Origin of the sequence: Pseudomonas sp. NFPP25 (assembly GCF_900116505.1) — a bacterium.
Taxonomy (GTDB): Bacteria; Pseudomonadota; Gammaproteobacteria; order Pseudomonadales; family Pseudomonadaceae; genus Aquipseudomonas; species Aquipseudomonas protegens.
The window spans coordinates 1,272,396-1,294,531 of the sequence record NZ_FPBG01000001.1 but is presented as its reverse complement, the minus strand read 5'-3'; the positions used below and the strand labels follow the sequence as shown (position 1 = coordinate 1,294,531).

21 protein-coding genes are annotated in these 22,136 nt (G+C 66.2%); 14 read left to right on the top strand and 7 right to left on the bottom strand.

Going from position 1 to position 22,136, the window contains the following annotated elements; translation table 11 throughout:
- Positions 1 to 2: 2 nt before the first annotated feature.
- A complete protein-coding gene (locus tag BM382_RS05445) occupies positions 3 to 362 on the top strand; it encodes a hypothetical protein (RefSeq protein ID WP_169891825.1) in 360 nt (119 codons plus the stop codon).
- A gap of 163 nt (positions 363 to 525) precedes the next feature.
- On the opposite strand, the gene BM382_RS05440 is transcribed toward BM382_RS05445, so the two are convergent.
- Complete coding sequence (locus BM382_RS05440; RefSeq protein ID WP_072442447.1) at positions 526 to 1,533, bottom strand: DMT family transporter; 1,008 nt, start codon at positions 1,531 to 1,533, stop codon at positions 526 to 528.
- Here BM382_RS05440 and BM382_RS05435 point away from each other — a divergent pair.
- From BM382_RS05435 to BM382_RS05385, 11 genes are all read left to right on the top strand, one after another.
- Complete coding sequence (locus tag BM382_RS05435) at positions 1,528 to 2,091, top strand: helix-turn-helix domain-containing protein (RefSeq protein ID WP_011060910.1); 564 nt, start codon at positions 1,528 to 1,530, stop codon at positions 2,089 to 2,091. The two genes, BM382_RS05440 and BM382_RS05435, sit on opposite strands and share 6 nt — an antisense overlap.
- Positions 2,092 to 2,293: 202 nt before the next feature.
- On the top strand, positions 2,294 to 3,496 hold the full coding sequence (locus BM382_RS05430) for an SfnB family sulfur acquisition oxidoreductase (protein ID WP_011060911.1): 1,203 nt from the start codon (positions 2,294 to 2,296) through the stop codon (positions 3,494 to 3,496).
- An 11-nt stretch (positions 3,497 to 3,507) separates the two neighbouring features.
- Positions 3,508 to 3,972 (top strand): acyl-CoA dehydrogenase, encoded by a 465-nt coding sequence (locus tag BM382_RS05425; protein ID WP_011060912.1) that lies wholly within the window; start codon positions 3,508 to 3,510, stop codon positions 3,970 to 3,972.
- Positions 3,972 to 5,375, top strand: coding sequence for an LLM class flavin-dependent oxidoreductase (locus BM382_RS05420; protein WP_019094297.1), 1,404 nt, complete (start codon positions 3,972 to 3,974; stop codon positions 5,373 to 5,375). Before BM382_RS05425 ends, BM382_RS05420 begins: the two co-directional genes overlap by 1 nt.
- A gap of 153 nt (positions 5,376 to 5,528) precedes the next feature.
- Positions 5,529 to 6,518 carry an AMP-binding protein gene (locus tag BM382_RS05415; RefSeq protein ID WP_041117778.1) on the top strand — a complete coding sequence of 330 codons (990 nt, stop codon included), beginning with the start codon at positions 5,529 to 5,531 and terminating at the stop codon, positions 6,516 to 6,518.
- On the top strand, positions 6,515 to 7,291 hold the full coding sequence (locus BM382_RS05410; protein WP_011060915.1) for an ABC transporter ATP-binding protein: 777 nt from the start codon (positions 6,515 to 6,517) through the stop codon (positions 7,289 to 7,291). Before BM382_RS05415 ends, BM382_RS05410 begins: the two co-directional genes overlap by 4 nt.
- Positions 7,291 to 8,172: a branched-chain amino acid ABC transporter permease gene (locus BM382_RS05405; protein WP_011060916.1), complete on the top strand. Its 882-nt coding sequence runs from the start codon at positions 7,291 to 7,293 to the stop codon at positions 8,170 to 8,172. Before BM382_RS05410 ends, BM382_RS05405 begins: the two co-directional genes overlap by 1 nt.
- Before the next feature lie 4 nt (positions 8,173 to 8,176).
- Positions 8,177 to 9,226: a branched-chain amino acid ABC transporter permease gene (locus BM382_RS05400; RefSeq protein WP_047336614.1), complete on the top strand. Its 1,050-nt coding sequence runs from the start codon at positions 8,177 to 8,179 to the stop codon at positions 9,224 to 9,226.
- Positions 9,227 to 9,254: 28 nt separating this feature from the next.
- Positions 9,255 to 10,589: an ABC transporter substrate-binding protein gene (locus BM382_RS05395; protein ID WP_011060918.1), complete on the top strand. Its 1,335-nt coding sequence runs from the start codon at positions 9,255 to 9,257 to the stop codon at positions 10,587 to 10,589.
- 3 nt (positions 10,590 to 10,592) lie between these two features.
- Entirely contained in the window at positions 10,593 to 11,360 is a 768-nt protein-coding gene (locus tag BM382_RS05390; protein WP_015635334.1) for an ABC transporter ATP-binding protein, read from the top strand.
- A 13-nt stretch (positions 11,361 to 11,373) separates the two neighbouring features.
- A complete protein-coding gene (locus BM382_RS05385) occupies positions 11,374 to 12,810 on the top strand; it encodes an FAD/NAD(P)-binding protein (RefSeq protein ID WP_072442191.1) in 1,437 nt (478 codons plus the stop codon).
- A 56-nt stretch (positions 12,811 to 12,866) separates the two neighbouring features.
- Here BM382_RS05385 and BM382_RS05380 read toward each other — a convergent pair whose 3' ends face one another.
- The 6 genes from BM382_RS05380 to BM382_RS05355 all read right to left on the bottom strand — a co-directional run bounded on the left by BM382_RS05380 (position 12,867) and on the right by BM382_RS05355 (position 18,360).
- Positions 12,867 to 13,973, bottom strand: coding sequence for a Gfo/Idh/MocA family protein (locus BM382_RS05380; RefSeq protein WP_011060921.1), 1,107 nt, complete (start codon positions 13,971 to 13,973; stop codon positions 12,867 to 12,869).
- Between the two features lie 231 nt (positions 13,974 to 14,204).
- Complete coding sequence (locus BM382_RS05375; RefSeq protein WP_011060922.1) at positions 14,205 to 14,972, bottom strand: SDR family oxidoreductase; 768 nt, start codon at positions 14,970 to 14,972, stop codon at positions 14,205 to 14,207.
- 39 nt (positions 14,973 to 15,011) lie between these two features.
- The gene (locus BM382_RS05370) at positions 15,012 to 16,079 is read right to left on the bottom strand and encodes a phosphotransferase family protein (RefSeq protein WP_011060923.1); all 1,068 of its coding nucleotides are present in this window, start codon (positions 16,077 to 16,079) and stop codon (positions 15,012 to 15,014) included.
- Positions 16,080 to 16,322: 243 nt separating this feature from the next.
- Entirely contained in the window at positions 16,323 to 17,273 is a 951-nt protein-coding gene (locus tag BM382_RS05365; RefSeq protein ID WP_011060924.1) for a 2-hydroxyacid dehydrogenase, read from the bottom strand.
- Positions 17,274 to 17,290: 17 nt separating this feature from the next.
- Positions 17,291 to 17,686: a VOC family protein gene (locus BM382_RS05360; RefSeq protein ID WP_019094301.1), complete on the bottom strand. Its 396-nt coding sequence runs from the start codon at positions 17,684 to 17,686 to the stop codon at positions 17,291 to 17,293.
- A gap of 134 nt (positions 17,687 to 17,820) precedes the next feature.
- The gene (locus BM382_RS05355) at positions 17,821 to 18,360 is read right to left on the bottom strand and encodes a cysteine hydrolase family protein (protein WP_019094302.1); all 540 of its coding nucleotides are present in this window, start codon (positions 18,358 to 18,360) and stop codon (positions 17,821 to 17,823) included.
- 492 nt (positions 18,361 to 18,852) lie between these two features.
- Between BM382_RS05355 and BM382_RS05350 the strand changes: the two genes are divergently transcribed.
- Positions 18,853 to 20,133 carry a serine/threonine transporter gene (locus BM382_RS05350; protein ID WP_072442189.1) on the top strand — a complete coding sequence of 427 codons (1,281 nt, stop codon included), beginning with the start codon at positions 18,853 to 18,855 and terminating at the stop codon, positions 20,131 to 20,133.
- A 316-nt stretch (positions 20,134 to 20,449) separates the two neighbouring features.
- Positions 20,450 to 22,123 (top strand): SulP family inorganic anion transporter, encoded by a 1,674-nt coding sequence (locus BM382_RS05345; RefSeq protein WP_072442187.1) that lies wholly within the window; start codon positions 20,450 to 20,452, stop codon positions 22,121 to 22,123.
- Positions 22,124 to 22,136: the final 13 nt, after the last annotated feature.

Here is a 22,136-nt window from a genome sequence, read left to right as displayed (position 1 = left end):
ACATGATTAAAGGATCGGCCTTGGGCCGGCTGTTTCGACGGGGCGCGTTCGCCGTGCTGTTCACCGCCTTCGGTGCGGCATCGGGCATTGGCCTGGAGCATTATCTGGATCGCCCCGACATGCTCAAGACCCGCCAGGCGCTGGTCATCGAAGGCCCGCAGGGGGATGAGCGCAACTATGTGCTGCCGCCGGGCACGGTGCTCTATTTCGACCGCGCCTTTGCCGAGGGGCATGCGCTCTACCACGCCTACTTCTACTATCACGGCGAGCCTGAAAATGACCGGGTACTGCTGGAGCCCAAGCACAAGGGCTCCCTGACCGTCCCCACCTGGCTCTACGCCCCCGGGGACCCCGCACTGTAGGCGCTGGCCTATCAGCGAGAGCGCCTGCAAGAGCACCTTCGCCGGCAAGCCGGCTCCTACAGTCCCCACCACTACCCCAGCCAGCTGTAGGCGCTGGCTTGCCAGCGAAAGGGCCCTCAAGAGCCCCCTCACCAGCAAGCCGCCCCCCGCAGCGGGCCGTTGCTCAGGACTCCACCGCCTCGCCGCTCTGCTGTCCGGCTTCTGCCTTGGGCTTCCATTCGCTGATGATCACCGCCAGCACGATCAAGGCGCCGCCCAGCAACGCCAGCCCCGGCAGGCGCTCCCCGGCGATGCGCCCGACAATCCCGGCCCACACCGGCTCGCCGGCATAGATCAGGGTGGCGCGGGTCGGCGAGACGCTTTTCTGCGCCCAGTTCATTGCCAGCTGGATCACCGCGCTGGCAGCCCCCAGGCCCAGGGCGCTGGCCAGCAGCAGCCAGGAAAACCCAGGCAGCGCTTCCCCGGTCGGCCACACCATGGCGAACGCCAGCAGCGAGGTGACCGCCAGCTGCACCACGGTGACCCGGCGCACATCCACCCGCCCGCCGAAGCTGCTGATGAGGATGATCTCCGCGGCAATGGCCACGGTACTGATCAGGGTGGCGATCTCCCCGGGGCTGAAGTCCAGGGAGGCGCCATTGGGCCCGGACAGCAGCATCAGCCCGGTGAACGCCAGCATGATGCCGATACTCGGCAGCAACCCCGGGCGCTTGCCCATGAACAGCCATTGCAGCAGCGGCACGAAGGGCACATAAAGGGCGGTGATGAACGCCGACTGGCTGCTGGGAATGCTTTGCAGGCCCACGGTCTGCAAACCGTAGCCGAGCATGATCGCGGTGCCGATAAAGGCCCCGGCGCGCAGTTCGAACAGGGTCAGGCCGCGCAAGTGGCGCAGTGAGAATGCACCGACCATGCACGCCGCTGCGGCAAAGCGCAGGCCGACGAAGAACATCGGCCCGCTGACGCTCATGGCGTTCTGCACCAGCAGGAAGGTGCCGCCCCAGATCATGGTGATCAGCACCAGCACGGCTTCGGCCTTGCTCAACTTGAACTGGAATCCGCGGGAGGGCGTTGCTGTCATGGCCTTGCGTGCTACCTGAGGGGGACGCACAATGCGCCGGAAGTTGGGCAGTATACTGCGCAGGCCCCAGGAGTGAGCAATATAGTGCACAAAGAAAACGTCCAGCGGGCCTCGGTCCTGCAACATGTCAGCCTCAACGTCCGCCGCCTGCGCAATGCCGCGGGTTTGAGCCAGAGCGCCCTGGCGGAAAAATCCAATGTCAGCCGGCGGATGCTGGTGGCGATAGAGGCGGGGGAGAAGAACGTCAGCCTCGGCACCCTGGACCGGGTGGCCGAAGCCCTGGACGTGGCCTTCAGCGACCTGATCCAGGCCCCGGAATCCCGGGATTCGAGCCGCATCAACGAGCTGGCCTGGGCCGGTGCTATCCCCGGCAGCAAGGCGCTGCTCCTGGCCAAGGCCGAGGCCACCCGTGAAGTGGAGCTTTGGGAATGGCAGCTGGAGCCTGGCGAGGTCTATCACTCGGAGTGCGACGCCGAGGGCTGGAGCGAGCAGATCTACGTCTTCGAAGGCTGCCTGACGGTGTTCTTCGGCGACACTGAACGGCGCCTGGAATGCGGTGACTTCTTCATGTTCGCCAGCCACGTGCCCCACGGCTACCGCAACGACGGCACCCGGGCCACGCGCTTCGTGCGCAACGTGGTGATCTGATGCCCCGTGGCCCGGCAAGCGCTGTTTGCCCAGCAACAGCAGTTGGACATTTTGCCTGTTTTCAGTTGATGTCTTTTAGCTGAATTATCTAGCAAGCTGCTGATATTAAAGGTTTTTATATTTAGGCACGACTCCTGCAATTGTCCTGGAAAGAACCCCGCGACGGGTGTTCACCTTGATGTTCAGGAAGCGGAGTCGGCCCATGACAGCCCCAGCCCAACCCTCTCGCAGTGCCCATCTCATCCAGAACGATGCGCAAGCCATCAGCGTGGCCCGGGCCCTGGCCCAGCGCTTTGCCGTGGAGGCGGCGCTGCGTGATCGCGAGCGGCGCCTGCCCCGGGCAGAGCTCGACGAATTTTCCGCCAGCGGCCTGTGGGGCATCACCATCCCCAAAGAGTACGGCGGCGCCGGGGTGTCCTACGCCACCCTGGTGGAAGTCATCAAGCTCATTTCCGCCGCCGACCCGTCTCTCGGCCAGTTGCCGCAGAACCACCTGGGAGTGGTGGACATCCTGCTGCAGACCGCCAGCGAAGAGCAGAAGCGCCATTACTTCGCCAAGGTGTTGCAGGGCTACCGCTTCGGCAATGCGTTTTCCGAGGCCGGCAGCAAGCACGTCGGCGCCTTTGAAACCCAGATCCGTTTCGACGGCGAACAGGCGCAGATCGACGGCGAGAAGTTCTACTGCACCGGGGCGCTGTTCGCCCACATCGTCCCGGCGGTGGCGGTGGACGAACACAACCAGGCGCACATTGCCTTTATCGAGCGCGACAACCCTGGCCTCACGGTGATCGACAGCTGGGACGGCTTCGGCCAGCGCACCACCGCCAGCGGCGGGGTCAGCCTCAAGGCGGTGCGGGTGCCGCGCAGCGCGGTGATCCCGGCCCATCGGGCCTTCGACCAGCCCACCGCCGATGGCCCGATCTCGCAAATCATCCAGGCCGCGGTGGACACCGGCATCGCCGTCGCCGCCCTGGAAGACGCCAAGCACCATGCCCGGCAATCCCGGCCGTGGATCGACAGCGGCCTGGACCATGGCTGGCAGGACCCGTTCACCATTGCCGCCATCGGCGACCTGGAATGGCGGGTGCACGGCACCGAGGCGATCCTCGCCAAGGCCGCCGAGGCGGTCGATCAGGCCCTGGCCCAGCCCGGTGAAGACAGCGTCGCCCAGGCCTCCCTGGTGGTGGCCCAGGCCAAGGTGCTGTCGGCGGAGAGTGCCTTGCTCGCCGCCAGCAAACTCTTCGAACTGGCCGGCACCCGTTCGGTGTCGGGCAAGTACAACCTCGACCGCCACTGGCGCAACGCCCGCACCCACACCCTGCACGATCCGGCGCGCTGGAAATATCACCTGATCGGCAACTACCTGCTCAACGGCATCAAGCCGGCCCGCCACGCCTGGAACTGAAGGACTGCGCCATGAATGCACTGACCCGCCCCGACACCCCCCAAGCGGCCCTGGAACACAACGCTCAGGTCCTGCAGCGGGCCCGCGTCCTGCTGCAGCAAACCCTGGATTTCATCCGCGAGCAGGCCCGCCCCTGGAGCGGCAGCGGCCTGGCCAGGGCCAGCGACGACCCCTATGTGATCAGCCGCTTTGGCGACCTGAACATCCGCATCGACCTGGCCGCGGCCCTGCAGGAGCGGGCCCAGCGCCAGATAGAACAAGAGCCGGACCCGGCGGAAGTTGCGGTAGCCCTGGCCGAGGCGGCGATTGCCGCGGGCCAGGCACTGCTGGCGGCCAGCGACGCCGAGTTCGAACTCACCGGTCAGCGCAGCCCGCAGCCCCAGACCCTGGATGACCCGCTGCGCTGGAAATACCAACTGATCGGCAACTACCGCCTCAATGGCGTGCCACCCCAAGGTTTCAGGAGTGTTGTGTGATGTCCCGTGAAATCCGCCTCAATGCCTTCGACATGAACTGTGTCGGCCACCAGTCGCCGGGCCTCTGGGCCCACCCCCGGGACCGCTCCTGGCAGTACAAGGACCTGGAGTACTGGACCGACCTGGCGAAAATCCTTGAAAAGGGCAAGTTCGACGGGTTGTTCATCGCCGATGTGCTGGGCATCTACGACGTCTACAACGGCAACGGCGAGGCAGCGATCCGCCAGGCCGCCCAGGTCCCGGTGAACGACCCGCTGCAACTGATCCCGCCCATGGCCCTGGTCACCGAGCACCTGGGCTTCGGCCTCACCGCGTCGCTGTCCTTCGAGCACCCGTACCCCTTCGCCCGGCGCCTATCCACCCTCGATCACCTGACGAAGGGCCGCGCCGGCTGGAACATCGTCACCTCCTACCTGGAGAGCGGGGCCAAGAACATCGGGCAGCAGGCCCAGACCGAACACGACGCTCGCTACGACTACGCCGAGGAGTACCTGGAGGTCTGCTACAAGCTCTGGGAAGGCAGTTGGGAAGACGGCGCGATCCTGCGCGACCGCGAGCGACGGATCTTCAGCGACCCGAGCAAGATCCACGAGATCCGCCATGTCGGCAAACACTTCCAGGTGCCGGGCATCCACCTCTGCGAGCCGTCGCCGCAACGTACCCCGGTGCTCTACCAGGCCGGGGCGTCCAGCCGGGGCAAGCAGTTCGCCGCCGAGCAGGCCGAATGCGTGTTCGTCGCCGCGCCGTCCAAGGTGCTGCTGAAAAAGACCGTGGCCGACATCCGCCGCCGGGCCGCCGAGGCCGGGCGCGATCCGTCGAAGATCCTGATCTTCAACCTGCAGACGGTGATCCTGGGCGAGACCGACGCCAAGGCCAAGGCCAAGTTCGAGGAATACAAATCCTGGGTCAGCTACGAGGGCGCCATGGCGCTGATTTCCGGCTGGACCGGCATCGACTTCAGCCGTTTCAAGCCCGACGAGCCCCTCAAGCACGTGCACACCAACGCCATCCAGTCGGCGGTGGAGGCCTTCTCCACGGCAGACCCGAACAAGGTCTGGACACCCCATGAACTGGCGGACTGGGTGGGCATCGGCGGCTTTGGCCCGTTGTTCGTCGGTAGCCCGGAAACCGTCGCCGACCTGCTTCAGGAATGGGTGGAAGAAACCGACGTCGACGGCTTCAACCTGGCGTATGCGCTGACCCACGAAAGCTTTATCGACGCCGTGGAACTGCTGGTGCCGGAGTTGCAGAAGCGGGGCGTCTACAAGACCGAATACGCCCCGGGCACCCTGCGGGAAAAGCTCTTCGGCGCCGGCCCGCGCCTGCCCGAAAGCCACCCGGGCAGCGCCTGGCGCAACCTGGGCGGGCAACGCCAAGCAGCCGCGCAACGTGCCAGCGCCTGAACCCCGCGCCCTGTAGGAGCTGGCTTGCCAGCGAAGGGGCCCACGCCTTCGCCGGCAAGCCGGCTCCTACAAGCGAAAAGGCCCACAAGGCCCCCCGTTCATTTCCAGCCAGCGGACCACCGCACGCGATTGCCAAGAGATCGAGGTCAACTCATGAGCGTGCATGAACTCAAGCGTGCGCCGAGCGCGGATTCGCCAGCGCCCCAGGCCCGGTTGCAGTTGAGCGGGGCCCTGGAGCGGTTGCGCCACTGGGCCCAGGTCAGCCCGTTGCACAACGCCTTGCGCCACAAGCGCCACGGCCACTGGTACGCCTGGCGCTGGATCGACGCCCTGCGGGACGTCGAGCGCCTGGCCGACGGCCTGCGCCAGCAGGGCCTGACGCCGGATTCGCGGTTGGCAGTCAGCGCCCGCTTCGAACCGGACCTGCTCCTGCTGGCCCTGGCGGCCCACAGCCTTGGCGCCGAGGTGCTGAGCCTGGACGACGAGCTGCCGCCCCAAGCCCTGCGCCAGACCCTGTGGCGCCTGCAACCGAGCCACGCCTTCGTGCATTCGCGCCAGCAGGTGCTGGATTGGGTCGCCGCCAGTGAAAACGCTCTGGCCCCGCAGTTGCTGATTGCCGGGCAAGCCTTGCCGCGCCTGCCGGAAGGCGCGCATCTGCCCCTGTTGGAATTGCGCGAGCTGCTGGGCCGGGGCGAGCCACCCCGGCGCCAGGCCAATTGGCGCGCCCCGGTCGGCAGCGGCCAATTGTGGAGCGAGGAGGGCACGCAATGGCAGGAGGGCCTGACGGTGCTGCTGGAGCAATGGCTGGGCAGTGGCCAGTGCCTGGCCTTCGCCGAAAGCCGCGGCTCGACCAGCCGCGACCGGCGGGAGGTGGCCCCCAGCGGCCTGCTGCTGTCGCCCCAGCGCCTGCAACGCCTGGCGGACGAGATCGAGAGCCGCCTGGCGCCCCCCGACAGCTGGCGCCGACGCCTGTGCGAGTGGGCCTTGGCCCATCCCCAGGGCCTGTTGGCGCGCCTGCTCAAGCATCGGGTGCGCCGCCTGCTGGGCTTTGCTCGCCTGCAATTCATCTGGCAGGCCCCCCAGGCCACGACGCCACCGGCCACCCCGGCCTGGATCGTCGAATTCACACGGAACATTGCATGAGCCACGCCGAATCCATTTTGCAAGTCAGTGACATCTCCCTGTCGTTCAAGGGGGTCAAGGCCATCAATCAACTGTCGTTCGAGGTGCGCCGGGGCGAGATCTGTGCCCTGATCGGCCCCAATGGCGCGGGCAAGAGTTCGCTGCTCAACGTGCTCAACGGGGTCTATCGCTTTGACGCCGGGACCATCGTGTTCGAGCGCCAGCCGTTGCAGCGCATCGACCCGCTGGACGCCGCGCGCCGGGGCATCGGCCGCACGTTCCAGAACAACGCGCTGTTCAAGAAGATGAGCGTGCTGGACAACCTGCTCACCGGCCTTTCGCGCCACTCCCGCGCGCGCTTCATCGAACAGGCCCTGGGCTTGCCCCGGGCCCGCCGTGAAGCCCGGGCATTCCGCCAGCTGGCCGAAGGCATCCTGCAGTTTCTGGAATTGCAGGCATTGCGCGATGTGCCGGTGGGCAACCTGGCCTATGGCCTACAAAAGCGCGTCGAGTTGGGCAGGGCGCTGATCGCCGGGCCCAGCCTGTTGCTGCTGGACGAACCCCTGGCCGGAATGAATGCCGAGGAGAAGCAGGAAATGGCCCGATTCATCGCCGACATCAACCGTGACCTGGGCACCACCGTGGTGCTGATCGAGCACGACATGGCGGTGGTCATGGACCTGTGCGACCACGTGGTGGTGCTCGACTACGGACGCAAGGTGGGCGATGGCACACCGGCCGAGGTCCAGGCCAACCCCGAGGTGATCGCCGCTTACCTGGGGGCCGTGCACTGATGGCATTCTTCTTCGAAACCCTGCTCGGCGGTCTGCTGGCCGGCACCCTGTATTCACTGGTGGCCATCGGCTTCGTGCTGATCTACAAGGCCAGTGGCGTGTTCAATTTCGCCCAGGGCTCGATGCTGCTGTTCGCCGCGCTGACCTTCGTCAGCCTGCACGAGCAGGGCGTGCCTTTCGCCCTGGCACTGTTGCTGACGGTGCTGGTGATGATCCTCGGCGCCTGGCTGATCGAACGCCTGGTGCTGCGACCCTTGGTCAACCGTTCGCCGATCACCCTGTTCATGGCCACCCTGGGCCTGTCGTTCATCATCGAGGGCCTGGCCCAGGGCCTGATGGGCTCCCAGGTGCGGGCCCTGGACCTGGGCATCGACGATGTGCCGCTGTTCCTCGGGCCGCTGATGGTCAGCCAGTTCGACCTGATTGCCGCGGCCACCGCCCTGGTGCTGGTGACGGTGCTGGCGCTGCTGTTCAACAAGACCCGCATCGGCATCTCGCTGCGGGCGGTGGCCGACGACACCACGGCGGCGCTGTCCATCGGCATCAACCTCAACCGCATCTGGCAGATCGTCTGGGCGGTGGCCGGGGTGGTGGGGCTGGTGGCCGGGCTGCTCTGGGGGGCACGCCAGGGGGTGCAGTTCTCTCTATCGCTGGTGGTGCTCAAGGCGCTGCCGGTGCTGATCATCGGCGGCTTCACCTCGATCGGCGGGGCGATTGCCGGCGGCCTGATCGTCGGCGCCGCCGAAAACCTGGCGGAGGTCTATATCGGCCCGCTGATTGGCGGCGGCATCAGCCCCTGGTTCGCCTATGTCCTGGCCCTGGCCTTCCTCTACATCCGCCCCGCCGGCCTGTTCGGCGAGCGGGCCATCGAGCGAGTGTGAATTGATGTCCCTTCTTCTGACGCGGCAAACCGCCCCCTTGCTGCTGGTCCAGCGCCGCCTGCCCTGGGGCCTGGCCGGCCTGTTGCTGCTGGCCTTCGGCGTGGTGCCGGTGCTGGGCAACGACTATTGGCTCAACGCGATCCTGATTCCGTTCCTGGTGCTGTCCCTGGCCGGGCTCGGGCTCAACCTGCTGACCGGCTACACCGGCCAGACCTCGGTGGGCGCCGCCGGCTTCATGGCCGTGGGGGCCTTTGCCACCTACGGTATTCTGCTGCGCCTGCCGCAGCTGGGGCTGCCCCTGGCCCTGCTCGGCGGCGGCCTGATCAGCGCCCTGGTGGGCTGGCTGTTCGGCCTGCCCAGCTCGCGGATCAAGGGTTTCTACCTGATGGTCAGCACCCTGGCGGCGCAGTTCTTCCTGGAGTGGCTGTTCGTCAAGTTTCCCTGGTTCTACAACTACGGTTCCTCGGGCACCATTTCGGCGCCGCAGTTGAGCCTGCTGGGCCATGACCTGAACCACCCCCAGGGGCGCTACCTGCTGACCCTGGTGACGGTGCTGCTGTTGACCTGGGTCGCGCAGAACCTGGTGCACAGCCAGGTCGGGCGCAACTGGATGGCGATCCGCGACATGGACACCGCCGCCGCGGTGATCGGCATCCCGGTGGCCCGCTACAAACGCCAGGCGTTTGCCGTCAGCTCGTTCTACCTGGGCATCGCCGGTGCGTTGTGGGCCTTCGCCTACCTGGGTACCGCCAGCGCCAGCAGCTTCGATATCAATCGTTCGTTCCAGATCCTCTTCATCATCATTATCGGCGGCATGGGCAGCGTGGCCGGCAACTTCGTCGGCGCGGCCTTCATCAGCCTGTTGCCGATTCTCCTCAGCCATGCCGGGCAGGCACTGCTGGGCGGGGCGGTGGACGCCGGGCAGTTGCAGAACCTGCAGAAAATCATTTTCGGCGTGCTGATCATCCTGTTCCTGATCAAGGAACCCGAGGGCCTGATCCGCTTGCTGGGCAACCTGCGCGAGCGCCTGCGGCACTGGCCGCTGCGCTTCTGAATTCCTCCTCCCAGAACAGAGAGACAACATGCGTGCATCCTTGAAAGCTTCCCTGGCCGGCGCGGCGTTGCTGCTGGCGGCGGCCGTTGCCCCGGCAGCCCAGGCCGGGCCGGACCAGCAGTTCTTCCCCCTGGCCACCTACCGGGTTGGCGCCTACGCCTCCAGCGGGGTGCAGGTGTGGGCCGGGATGATCGACTACCTGAACTACATCAACCAGGTGGAGGGCGGCATCAACGGGGTCAAGCTGGTGTGGCAGGAGTGCGAGACCGAATGGACCGCCGAGAAGGGCATCGAGTGCTACGAGCGCTTCAAGAACGGCCTGGATGGCGCACCGGTAGCGGTCTACCAGCCCAACGGCGCACCAGCGGCCTATGCCCTGAGTGAGCGTGCCGAGGTGGACAAAATCCCGCTGATCACCCTGGGCTACGGCCGCACCGAAGCCACCGACGGCACGGTGTTCCCCTACAACTTCCCGGTGATGCTGACCTTCTACAGCGAGGCCTCGACCCTGGTGAACTACATCGCCCAGCGCGAGGGCGGGTTCGACCGGCTCAAGGGCAAGAAGATCGCCACGCTTTATCACGACTCCGCCTATGGCCGGGAAACCCTCGGGCCACTCAAGCTGCTGGCCGAGAAGTACGGTTTCGAGAACATCCAGATCCCGGTGGCCGACCCGGGCAACGAGCAGTCGGCGCAATGGCGGCAGATCCGCCAGCAGAACCCGGACTGGGTGTTCCTGCGCACCTGGGGCGTGTCCACCCCGGTGGCGGTGAAGACCGCCGCGCGCTTCGGCTTCCCGGTGGACCACATCATCGGCGATATCTGGGCCAGCTCCAGCGAAGACGTGCTGCCGGCCGGCGCCGCGGCCAAGGGCTACCTGGCGCTGACGCCCTACCCGGCGGGCAGTGACTTCGAGATCCACAAGCGCCTGAAGCAGTACATCCTCGATACCGGCAAGAGCGACCTCAAGGACCTGAAAAATTTCGGCAGCGTGTACTACAACTCCGGCCTGGTGAACGCGGCGGTGGCGGTGGAGGCAATCCGGACCGCCCAGGGCAAGTTCGGCAAGCGCCCGCTCAATGGCGAGGAAGGGCGCTGGGGCCTGGAACACCTGAACATCGACGACGCCCGGCTCAAGGACATGGGTTACCTGGGGTTGATGCAGAACCTCAAGCTGTCCTGCCGCGATCACGAAGGCGGCGGCGCGGCCCGGGTGCAGCAATGGGACGGCGCCAACTGGACCCTGATCAGCGAGTGGATTGCCGCCGACCGCGCGCTGCTACGGCCGCTGATCGACGAAAAGGCCGCGGCCTTTGCCAAGGAGAAGCGCCTGGTGCCCCGTACATGCAACGAGGGTGACTGAACCATGAGCCACAGCGCGACGGCCGCGACGGCCGAGACCTTGCTGCAGGTACAGGACATCGAGGTGATCTACGACGGCGTGATCCTGGCGCTGGCCGGGGTATCTTTGAGCGTGCCCCGGGGGGCCATCGTCGCCTTGCTGGGGGCCAACGGCGCCGGCAAGAGCACCACCCTCAAGGCCATTTCCGGGCTGGTGCGGGCCGAGCGTGCCGAGCTCAGCCGCGGCGCCATCGCCTTTGCCGGGCAGGACCTGGCCGGGGTCGACCCCAGCCAGCGGGTGCGCCAGGGCATGGTGCATGTGCTGGAAGGGCGCCACGTCTTCCCCCAGTTGACGGTGGAAGACAACCTGCGCGCCGGCGGCTTTGTCCGTGGCCTGGGCCGGCGCCAGCTGGAACAGGACCTGGAGCGCATCTACAGCTGGTTTCCGCGGCTGCTGACCAAGCGCCGGGTGCGCGCCGGGCTGACCTCCGGTGGCGAGCAGCAGATGCTGGCCATCGGCCGGGCGTTGATGACTCGTCCTACTTTGGTACTGCTGGATGAACCGTCCATGGGCCTGGCGCCTATTATCGTCCAGGAGATTTTCCAGATCGTCGCCCAGCTCAATCGCGAGGCGGGGGTGAGCTTTCTGATCGCCGAGCAAAGCATTAATCTGGCGCTCAAGTACGCTTCCCATGCCTACCTGCTGGACACCGGCCGCGTGGCCTTGTCCGGCAGCGCCGAGCAACTGCTGGCCCGGGGCGACCTGCAGGATTTCTACCTGGGCAAACACTGACCGTGAGCATTCCATGAGCCAAACCCACACCGGACAGGCAACCCCTGCCACCCGTGATGCGCCAATCCTGATTGTCGGCGGCGGCCTCAGCGGCGCCTTGCTGGCCGCCCAGTTGCTGCGCCTGCCGGGCCAGCGACGGATCCTGGTCATAGAACCGCGCAGCGAGCTGGGGCGCGGCGAGGCCTACAGCGCCGTGGAGCTGGGGCACACCCTCAATGGCAACGCCGCGCGCATGAGCGTCGACCCGGACAACGCCGACGACCTGACCCAATGGCTGGCCCGCCACATCGCCGAGGGCGGCTGGCCCGAGTCGGACCGCCAGCATGTGCCGGTCAGCGAACTGTTTCCGCCCCGCGGGCTGTTTGGTGTCTACGTCCAGCAGCGCCTGGCCGAGGCCCAGGTGCAGGGCCGGGCGCAGGGCTCCTCGTTGAGCCATGTGCAGGGCGAGGCGGTGGACCTGGAAACCGGCCCTGACGGCGTGCTACTGACCCTGGCCGATGGCCGGCAACTGCCCGGCGCGGTGGCGGTGCTGGCCACCGGCATGTTCCCGGCGGCGCGTACCCCGCAGACCCGCTCCAGCGGCCTGAATGCCGCGGCGCTGGACCCCTGGGATGTGGCGGCCATGGCCCGCCTCGATCCCGGGGCGACGGTGCTGATCATCGGTTCCGGGCTGACCATGGTGGACGCCGTGGTGTCCCTGGAGCAGGCCGGGCATCGTGGGCCGATCGAGGTGTTTTCCCGGCATGGGCTGCTGCCACACGTGCGCCGCCAGCCCCCGGCCTGGGAAGACTTTCTCGGCGCCGACCTGAGCATCCGCAGCCCTCGGCAACTGCTGCGGGCGCTGCGCCAGCAATGCCGCGTGGCCGAGGCCCAGGGCATCGACTGGCAGGCCCCGCTGGACACGGTGCGGGTGCATATAGGGCGTCTGTGGAGCCAGGCCAGCGAGGTGCACAAACGCCAGTTCGTGCGCCATGTACGGCCCTGGTGGGAAAGCCATCACCATCGCTCGCCGCCCCTGAGCGCCGAGCTGGTGGCGCGCCTGCATGAAGAAGGGCGGTTGCGGATTCATGCCGCTTGCTACCAGGGCCTGGAGCCGGGCGACGAAGGCCGGCTGGCGATCCGCCTGCGCTACCGCGGCAGCCAGGACAGCGTGCGCATGGCGGGCGATGCCCTGATCAACTCCAGCGGCATCGAATACGACTGGCGCCGGGTGGCGCGGCCCTTGCCGCGCCAGCTGCTGGCCCGCGGCCTGGTGACACCCGGGCCTTTGGCCCTGGGCATCAGCGCCGCACCCGATGGTGCCGTGCACAACGCCCAGGGCCAGGCCTGCGAGCGCCTGTTCGCCATGGGGCCGCCCCTGCGCGGCCTGTGGTGGGAAAGCACCGCCGTCACCGACGTCGCCCTGCAGGCCAAGGCCCTGGCCGCGCGCCTGGCCAACCACCAACCGTAGGCGCTGGCTTGCCAGCGAAGGCGCCCGCAAGATCGCCTTCGCCGGCAAGCCGCTTCCTACAGTGCCACCCAGCGCTGTTCGGCGGCGGCAGTGCGGATCGCCGCGGCCAGGCGCTCCACTTCCCAGGCTTCAGCGAAATCCGTGCCGTCCCGGCCCTGGCCGCACAGGGCCATGATCAATTCGTGAACTTCCAGGGTCTTGAGTTCGTTGTAGCCCAGCTGGTGCCCCGGGGCCGGGCTGAAGGCCGCGTAGCCGGGCAGGGCGGGCCCGGCCAGCAGACGCTGGAAACCCTTCTGGCCGACCCGGTACAGGCGCAGTTCGTTGAGACGTTCCTGGTCGAACGCCAGGGTGCCGAGGGTGCCGCTGATCTCGAAGCTCAGGTGGTTCTTGTAACCATGCTTGATCCAGCTGCTGCTCAGCGTGCCCCGCGCGCCATTGGCAAAGCGCAGCAGGGCATGGGCCTGGTCATCCACGGCGATGGCGCGGCGTTCCTGGCTGCCGGCTTCGGTGGGGCGTTGCAGGTGCACAGTCTGGGTATCGGCGCACACCGCCTGCACCGGCCCCATGAGAAAGCGTGCCATGGCCAGCAGGTGGCTGCCCAGGTCCGCCAGGGCGCCGCCGGCGTGCTGCGGCTCGCAACGCCAGGACCAGGGGGCATCCGGGTCGGCCATGAAGTCTTCGCTGAACTCGCCCTGGAAACTCACCAGTTGCCCCAGTTCGCCGTTGCCGATCATGTCCCTGGCCTGGGCGATCACCGGGTTGTGCTGGTAGTTGTAGCCCACCCGGGTCACCACCCCGGCGGCCTGGGCCGCGTGGTGCATCTGCCGGGCCTGTTCGACGCTGACCGCCAGGGGCTTTTCGCAGTACACCGCCTTGCCTGCGGCCAGCGCCGCCATGGCCATGGGGAAGTGCAGGTGGTTGGGGGTGGTGATGGCCACCAGGTTGACCCGGGGGTTGGCCACCAGGGCCTGCCAGTCGGCATGGGCCTGGGCAAAGCCCCAGGCGCCGGCGCAGTGTTCGCCGCGCTGGGCGTCGGCGTCGGCCAGGGCCGCCAGGTGCAGGCGTACCGGCAATTCGAAGACCGCGCCGGCACTGCGAAACGCCAGGGCGTGGGCACGCCCCATGAAACCGGTGCCGATCAAACCAATGCCGAGCTCGTCCATAACCGCACCTGCAGAATTATTGTTCTAGGGAAGACTAGTTATGGAATAAATATTCTTTAATTGCAATTGGTGGAATTAAAATTTTGAAAGACGCCTGTAGGAGCCGGCTCGCCGGCGAAAAGGGCCGCCTGAGTTGCGCCGGGCTCAAGGCCCTCTTCGCTGGCAAGCCAGCTCCTGCGGGAAATGAAAAAGGCAGCCCGGAGGCTGCCTTTTTTGTGGTGCAAGCGGGCCTTAGGAGAGGAAGCCGCCGTCCACATTGAGCGAGACACCCGTGGTGTAGCTGGAGGCGTCGCTGGCCAGGTAGAGCACCGCGCCGGCCATTTCGCTGGGGTCGGCCACGCGCTTGAGGGGGATCTGCGCCAGGGCGGTCTTGAGTATGGCGTCGTTCTTGACCAGGGCCGAGGCGAACTTGGTATCGGTCAGGCCCGGCAGCAGTGCGTTGCAGCGGATGCCGAACTGCGCGCATTCCTTGGCGAAGACCTTGGTCATGTTGATCACCGCGGCCTTGGTCACCGAGTAGATGCCCTGGAAGATCCCCGGCGAGATGCCGTTGATCGAGGCCACGTTGATGATGCTGCCGCCGCCGTTTTCGCGCATCAGCTTGCCGGCTTCCACCGACATGAAGAAGTAGCCGCGGATGTTGACGTCGACGGTCTTCTGGAAGGCCCCCAGGTCAGTGTCCAGGACGTTGCAGAACTGCGGATTGGTCGCGGCGTTGTTGACCAGGATGTCCAGGCGCCCGAACTGTTCGCGAATGCCGGCGAAGACTTGGCTGATCTGCTCCATTTCACCGATGTGGCAGGCAATGGCGGTGGCCTTGCCGCCAGCGGCGATGATCGCGTCGGCCACGTGCTGGCAACCTTCGAGCTTGCGGCTCGACACGATGACATGGGCGCCTTGCTGGGCCAGCAACTTGGCAATGGCCTCACCGATGCCGCGGCTGGCGCCGGAGACGAATGCGATCTTGCCGTCGAGGTCGAACAACTGAGTCTTGGACATGGTTTTTCCTTGTTTGGGCTGTCGAGCGCCGGGGCGCGGTCAGAGGCTGGATTTGTGAATGACCTGCAGGCTCATCTGCTCCAGCAGTTTGTTCATGTGAATGAACTGCGCGAAGCGTTTGTCCTGGGTCTGGCCATGGTAGAAGCGGTAGTAGATCTGCTGCACGATGCCGGCCAGGCGGAACAGGCCGTAGGTGTAGTAGAAGTCGAAGTTGCCGATTTCGATTCCCGCGCGCTCGGCGTAGTAGTCGACGAACTGCTGGCGGGTGAGCATGCCCGGGGCGTTGCTCGGCTGGCGGCGCATCAGTTGCACCGGCGCCGGGTCGCCGGCCTCGATCCAGTAGGCCAGGGTGTTGCCCAGGTCCATCAGCGGGTCGCCCAGGGTGGTCAGCTCCCAGTCCAGCACGCCGATGATCTGCATCGGGTTCTGTGGGTCGAGGATCACGTTGTCGAAGCGGTAGTCGTTGTGCACGATGCTAGAGGTCGGGTGGTCGGCGGGCATCTTCTCGTTGAGCCAGGCCTTGACCTTTTCCCAGTGCGGCGCGTCCGGGGTCAGGGCCTTCTCGTAGCGGTCGCTCCAGCCCTTGATCTGGCGTTGCACATAGCCTTCGGGCTTGCCCAGGTCACCCAGGCCGCAGGCGCTGTAGTCGACCCGGTGCAGCTCGACGAAACGATCGATGAAGCTCTTGCACAGCGCCTCGGTCTGACCGGCATCCAGGCCCAGCTCCGGCGGCAGGTCGGAGCGCAGGATGATGCCCTTGACCCGTTCCATGACATAGAACTCGGCGCCGATCACCGACTCGTCGGTGCAGTGCACGTAGGCTTTGGGGCAGTAGGGGAAACCGTCCTTGAGCTGGTTGAGAATGCGGAACTCGCGGCCCATGTCGTGGGCCGACTTGGCCTTGTGGCCGAAGGGCGGGCGACGCAGGACAAACTCCTGCCCGGGGTATTCCAGCAGGTAGGTGAGGTTCGAGGCACCGCCCGGGAACTGGCTGATCTGCGGCGTACCGCTCAGGCCGGGAATGTGCGCCTTGAGGTACGGGTCGATCAGGTTGGCATCGAGTTCCTCGCCGGAGCGAGTGCGGGTGGACTGGTCTGTAAGCGCCATGCTTATCCCTTCTGCTTATTCTGGAGGCCAGAGATTATTGGCTAATCTAATGCGCCTACCGGCCCCTCACAATCGCGGCGGGCCTTTATAGGTGCGCGTGTTGCCGGACAATCATTGCTTTTGATACAAGCGTTTGAATTTAGCCCCGTGTGTCTACGACCCGATGAGACCAAGCCCCCGCAGGAGCCATGCAGGCACAGAGGTTGTCCGCCCCACGAGCATAGGCGTTGACTCGGGGCTGGGTCAGTTCGGTGCCGGCAGGGCCAGCGGGGTCAGCAGTGGCCGGCCTTCGAAGTGAGCCAGCAGGTTCTGGCCGACCATCGCCACGGTATCGCGGCTGGCCTGGGGCGAAAGGCCGGCGACGTGGGGCGTGAGCACCACGTTGTCGAGCACCTTGAGGGCATCCGGGACTTGGGGTTCGTCATCGAACACATCCAGGGCCGCGCCGGCAATCCGCCGCTGCTGCAGGGCCTGCAGCAGGGCGTTGGTGTCCACCACGCTGGCCCGGGCGATGTTCACCAGGAAACCTTCGGGGCCAAGGGCTTCCAGCACCGGCTGGTCCACCAGGTGCCGGGTGTCGGCGCCGCCCGGGGTGGCAATCACCAGGACGTCCGAGTCCCGGGCCAGTTCCACCAGGGTCGGGCAGAAGCGGTAGGGCTGGTCGGGGCGTGGCTGGCGGCTGTGGTAGCTCACCGGCATGTCGAAACCCAGGGCGCAGCGCCGGGCGATGGCCTGGCCCACGGCGCCGAGGCCGAGCACCCCCAGGCGCATGCCGGCCAGGGACGGGCGCAGCACCTTCGGCCAGTGCCCCTGGCGTACCGCGGCGTCGGACTGGGGAATGCCGCGCACCAGGGCCAGCAGCAGGGCCAGGGCATGATCGGCCACGGACGAGGCGTTGACCCCGGCACCATTGGTTACCGCGATCCTGCGATTGCTCGCCGCTTGCAGGTCCACTTGCTCATAGCCGGCGCCGATCACGCAGATGATCTGCAATCGGGGCAGGGCGGCGATTTCCGCCGCGCTCAGCCCCAGGGGACCACGGGTCAGCACCGCATCGATCTGCCCGGCGTGGTCCCGGATCGCCTGGGCCCGGGTCTGTGGGGTGGGCGCCAGGATCAGCCTGAAACCCAGGTCTTCGAGGTGCGGCAGGTAGGCGTTGACGTTTTCAACCAGGACCAGAACGGTGGCGCGCATGGCGGACTCCTCGTGGGTTAGCGGGGCAGGGGTTGGCGCAATTGAAAGATGTTGCCTTCCGGGTCGATGCCGTCGCAGGCCCGGGCGTCCTTGAATTGCCATTCGCGCTCGGCTTCGTACACCCGGCCACCGGCCTTGGCAGCGCGCTGTCGGGCCCGGGCCAGGTCGTCTACCTGGAACAGCGGCTTGCAGGCGCAATCGCTGCGGGGCAGCGGCGGTTCCTGGAGGACGATGCGCGCAGCAATCGCTGGCGGCACCTGGACCAGGGTCAGCTCGAAGCCCTGGTGGGCCAGTTGCTGGTAGTCGGCTTGCTGTTCGGTGATGGGCCAGCCCAGCAGTTCGGCATAGAAGCGGGCGAGGGAAGGTGGATCAAGGCTGTAGAGGAGGCAGCCGGCGATCGTCGTGGCGCTCATGGAGGGTTCCATACGGGCAGGGGCGAAGGCTCAAGGGTGCGGGTTGCGAGGGATTTTGGCAATGCTCGCCGGCACCGTTCCCGGGGGCATCACGCCATGTTCGGCGTGCCCGGGGCGGTGTGGGGACGATGGGGTCAGAAGGTTACGTCGGCGGTCGTGGCCAGGCGCACGAAGGGGCCGTTCAGGGTGGCGTTATGGTGGGCGATGATGGTTCTTGCCCCGATCAGCGGCGTGTCCATGCAGGTGTGGGCGTCCTCTACCAGTACGGCGGCAAAGCCCAGGTCGCCGGCGGCGCGGCAGGTGGTATCGACGCAGTACTGGGTCTTCATGCCGGCGATCACCAGTTCATTGACCTGGGCCTCCTGCAGGCGCTCGGCCAGCCCGGTGCCGACAAAGCAACTGGGGCGGGTCTTGTCCAGTACGCAGTCCAGCTCTTCATCCACTTCCAGGGTCGGCAGCAGTTGCCAGAAGGGGCTGCCAGCGGCAATCGGGGATTCGGCGGGGCCGGTATGGCGCACGGCGAAGATCGGCGCCCCGGCCTGGCGGGCGCGGCGGATCAGTTGGTTGATGTTTTCCAGGACCTGCTCGCGCTTGTAGGGCTTGTCCGGTCCATTGAACAACCCGACCTGCATGTCGATCACCAACAGGGCACGCTTGGCGTTGGATAAAGGCATCTTGTCTCTCCTTGTAGTGCCAGCTGGACGGAGAAACAAAAGGCCCCGTCCATTGCTGGCGGGGCCTTGGTTCTACTGTGCTTGTGTCATCCCGCACAGCCACCACACGACCCGCCGGAGGCAGTCGTGGTGGTGGAGGTAGGGTTCAGCGCGTAGATATTCATGGGGTCCGATCATGCCGCCTGCCCGTGAGGCTTGTCAACGCGGCCCGCTAGGGGCCGGCTTGCCAGCGAATGGCGTCTTCAGGCGGGCAACTTCGCTGGCAAGCCAGCTCCTGCGGAACCCGGATTGAGCGGGAGAGGGCCGGGCCAGACGCTTTCCCATCAAACGAAAAAATACCTGCAGCGCATAAACCGTTCCTCAGCTGAGTCTATGCAGCGCCCTTGGAATCCCGGACAATCGCGCCCCCTCTTTTCGCTCGGGCACTGCCTGTCGGGTACTCCGATACGCCCGGGTGAATGGCAAACGACCGGAATGTGGAGATCCCACCGGATGAATGATCAGGCCAACAGCGTTGATCAACGCTTTGAAACCGCGGCCCCAGCGACCCTGACCCGCTGGAACCGCCAAGACACCACCTGGATGCTCGGCCTGTTTGGCACGGCCATCGGTGCCGGTACCCTGTTTCTGCCCATCAATGCCGGCATCGGCGGTTTCTGGCCGCTGTTGATCCTGGCGCTGCTGGCCTTCCCCATGACCTTCTATGCACACCGCGGCCTGACCCGCTTCGTGCTTTCCGGGCGTGACGGCGCGGACATCACTGACGTGGTGGAAGAGCATTTCGGCCTCACCGCCGGTGCCCTGATCACCTTGCTGTACTTTTTGGCGATCTTCCCGATCCTGCTGATCTACAGCGTGGCCCTGACCAACACCGTCGACAGCTTCATGACCAACCAACTGCACATCGCGCCGCCACCGCGGGCGATCCTGGCCCTGGTGCTGATCTTCGGCCTGCTGGTGGTGGTGCGTTGCGGCGAGCAGGTGATCGTCAAGGCCATGAGCCTGATGGTCTACCCGTTCATCGTGGCCCTGCTGTTCCTCGCGGTGTTCCTGATCCCGCACTGGAATGGCGGCATCCTCGCCACCGTCAGCGATGTCCCGGCGCCTTCGGCCTTCCTGCATACCCTGTGGCTGGCGATTCCGGTGATGGTCTTCTCGTTCAACCATTCGCCGATCATCTCGGCCTTTGCCGTGGACCAGAAGCGCCGCTATGGCGTGCACGCCGAAGAGCGCAGCTCGCAGATACTCTCCCGCGCCCACCTGCTGATGGTGGGCATGGTGCTGTTCTTCGTCTTCAGCTGCGTACTGACCCTGAACCCGGCGCAGCTGGCGGAAGCCAAGGCGCAGAACCTGTCGATCCTGTCCTACCTGGCCAACCATTTCCAGAACCCGACCATCGCCTTTGCCGCGCCGTTGATTGCCTTCGTGGCCATTGCCAAGTCCTTCCTGGGCCACTACATCGGTGCCAGCGAAGGCCTCAAGGGCCTGATCGGCAAGAGCGGCCGGCGCCCGGGCACGAAAACCCTGGACCGCCTCACCGCCGCCTTCATGCTGGTGATCTGCTGGGCCGTGGCCACCCTCAACCCGAGCATCCTGACGATGATCGAGACCATGGGCGGCCCGGTGATCGCGGCGATCCTGTTCCTGATGCCGATGTACGCCATCCGCAAGGTTCCGGCCATGGCCCGCTACCGCGGCCAGGCTTCCAACGTCTTCGTGACCCTGGTGGGCCTGGTGGCCATTACTGCCCTGGTGTACTCCCTGGCGTCCTGACAGCCTTCCGGTAGGAGCCGGTTTGCCGGCGAAGAGGCCCGCAAGCCAACTGCAAGGTGCGCGGACGCCTCCCTGGCGAACCCGCTGCTGCACACAACGCCGTCGGTACTTCACTGTACCGGCGGCGTTGTCGTTCAAGGCATTGATCAGGATTGTTTGCTGCCTTGAATAAAGGGCTAAGCTGGTGCTCTTATTGCTGCCAGGAACCCGCCCGTGGCCATTCCCGCCCCTCTGGCTGCAAGCCTGCCCAAACATGTTTATTCCGTTGGGCGACACCCCCTGAATCTGGATTTTGCGTTGTCACGGATGAACCCGATTGGCCACTGAACCCCTGACCCACCCAACCGCTGCACCCAAGCGCCCCCGCGACCTGCTGGCCGGCCTATCCATTGCCGGCCTGTTATTGCCGGAAGCCGTAGCCTATTCCAGCATCGCCGCCTTGCCGCCCCAGGCCGGGGTCATTGCCCTGTTTGCCGGGTTGCTGTGCTACGGCCTGTTGGGCACCAGCCGCTTTGCCATTGTTTCTGCCACTTCATCGTCGGCCGCGGTGCTGGCGGCGGCCACCCTGTCCCTGGCCGGTGGCGACGCCCAGCTGCGCCTGAGCCTGGCCTTTGCCCTGGTGCTGCTCACTGGGGTGTTCTTCCTCCTGGCCGGGCTGTTCCGCCTGGGGGGCGTGACCGCCTTCATTGCCAAGCCGGTGCTGCGCGGCTTTGCCTTCGGCCTGGCGTTGACCATTGTCCTCAAGCAGTTCGCCACCGTGGTCGGGGTGCACCTGAGCACCGGTAACCTGGTGCGCTTCCTGCCGCAGTTGCTGGAGCAGTGGCCGCAATGGAACTGGGCCGGCGCCGCGGTGGCGGCGGTGGCGCTGCTGGTGCTGGGGATCTGCTCGCGAATTCCCTATGTGCCCGGCGGGCTGGTGGCGGTGGTGATCGGCATTGGCGCCGGCCAGTGGTTCAACCTGCCGGCCCATGGCGTCGACCTGATCGGGGTCATCGAACTCAAGCTGGAGGTGCCGAGCCTGCCACAACTGCCTTTTGCCGACTGGCTGCGCCTGGGGGAGCTGGCGTTCGCCCTGGTGATGATCCTGTATGCCGAATCCTATGGTTCCATCAGCTCCTTTGCCCTGAAGCATGGCGACCGGGTTTCCTCCAACCGCGACCTGCTGGCCCTGGGCGCTTCCAATCTGCTCTCGGGGCTGTTCCATGGCATGCCCGCGGGGGCCGGCTACTCGGCCACCTCCGCCAATGAAGCGGCCGGGGCGCGCTCGCGCCTGGCAGGGCTGACCGCGGCGGCGGTGATGCTGCTCATCGTGCTGACCGTGCTGCCCTATATCGCCCTGACCCCGGAGCCGGTGCTGGCGGCGATTGTCATGTACGCCCTGGGCCATGGCCTGAGCCTGCAACCCCTGGGGCGCTACTTCATCTGGCGGCGTGACCGGGTGCTGGTGATCTGCGCGGTCAGCGCGGTGCTGGTGCTGGGGGTGCTGGACGGGCTGCTGCTGTCAGTGGGTATCAGCATCCTGTTGCTGCTGCGGCAGATGTCGGCGGCGGATATCCAGATCCTCGGGCAACTGGGCAGCGGCCACGACTTTGTCGATCTCAGCCGTCATCCTCAGGCCCGGCAGGTGCCCGGCGTGCTGATCCTGCGGCCGGGGGAGGCGCTGTTCTTCGCCAACGCCGAACGCATCCTCGGCGGCGCCCTGCGCCTGATACGCCATGTGCAGGCGCCGATCCACAGCATCATCCTCAGCCTGGAGGAGTCCCCGGACCTGGACGGCACCAGCATCGAGGCCCTGGACGAGTTCTTCCGCCAGGTCAGCCTGGAGCACAAGCACCTGGCCCTGGCGAGGCTCAAGCACGAGGCCAAGGACGCCCTGGCACTGCTGCCGTCGAGCCGCGAGTACCAGGTGCTGCTCAGCGGCACCAGCGTCGACGACACGCTGCAGGAGAGCCTGCGGGGCTGGAAGGCCGGGGCTATTTCCCAGGCATAAAAAAACGCCGCGT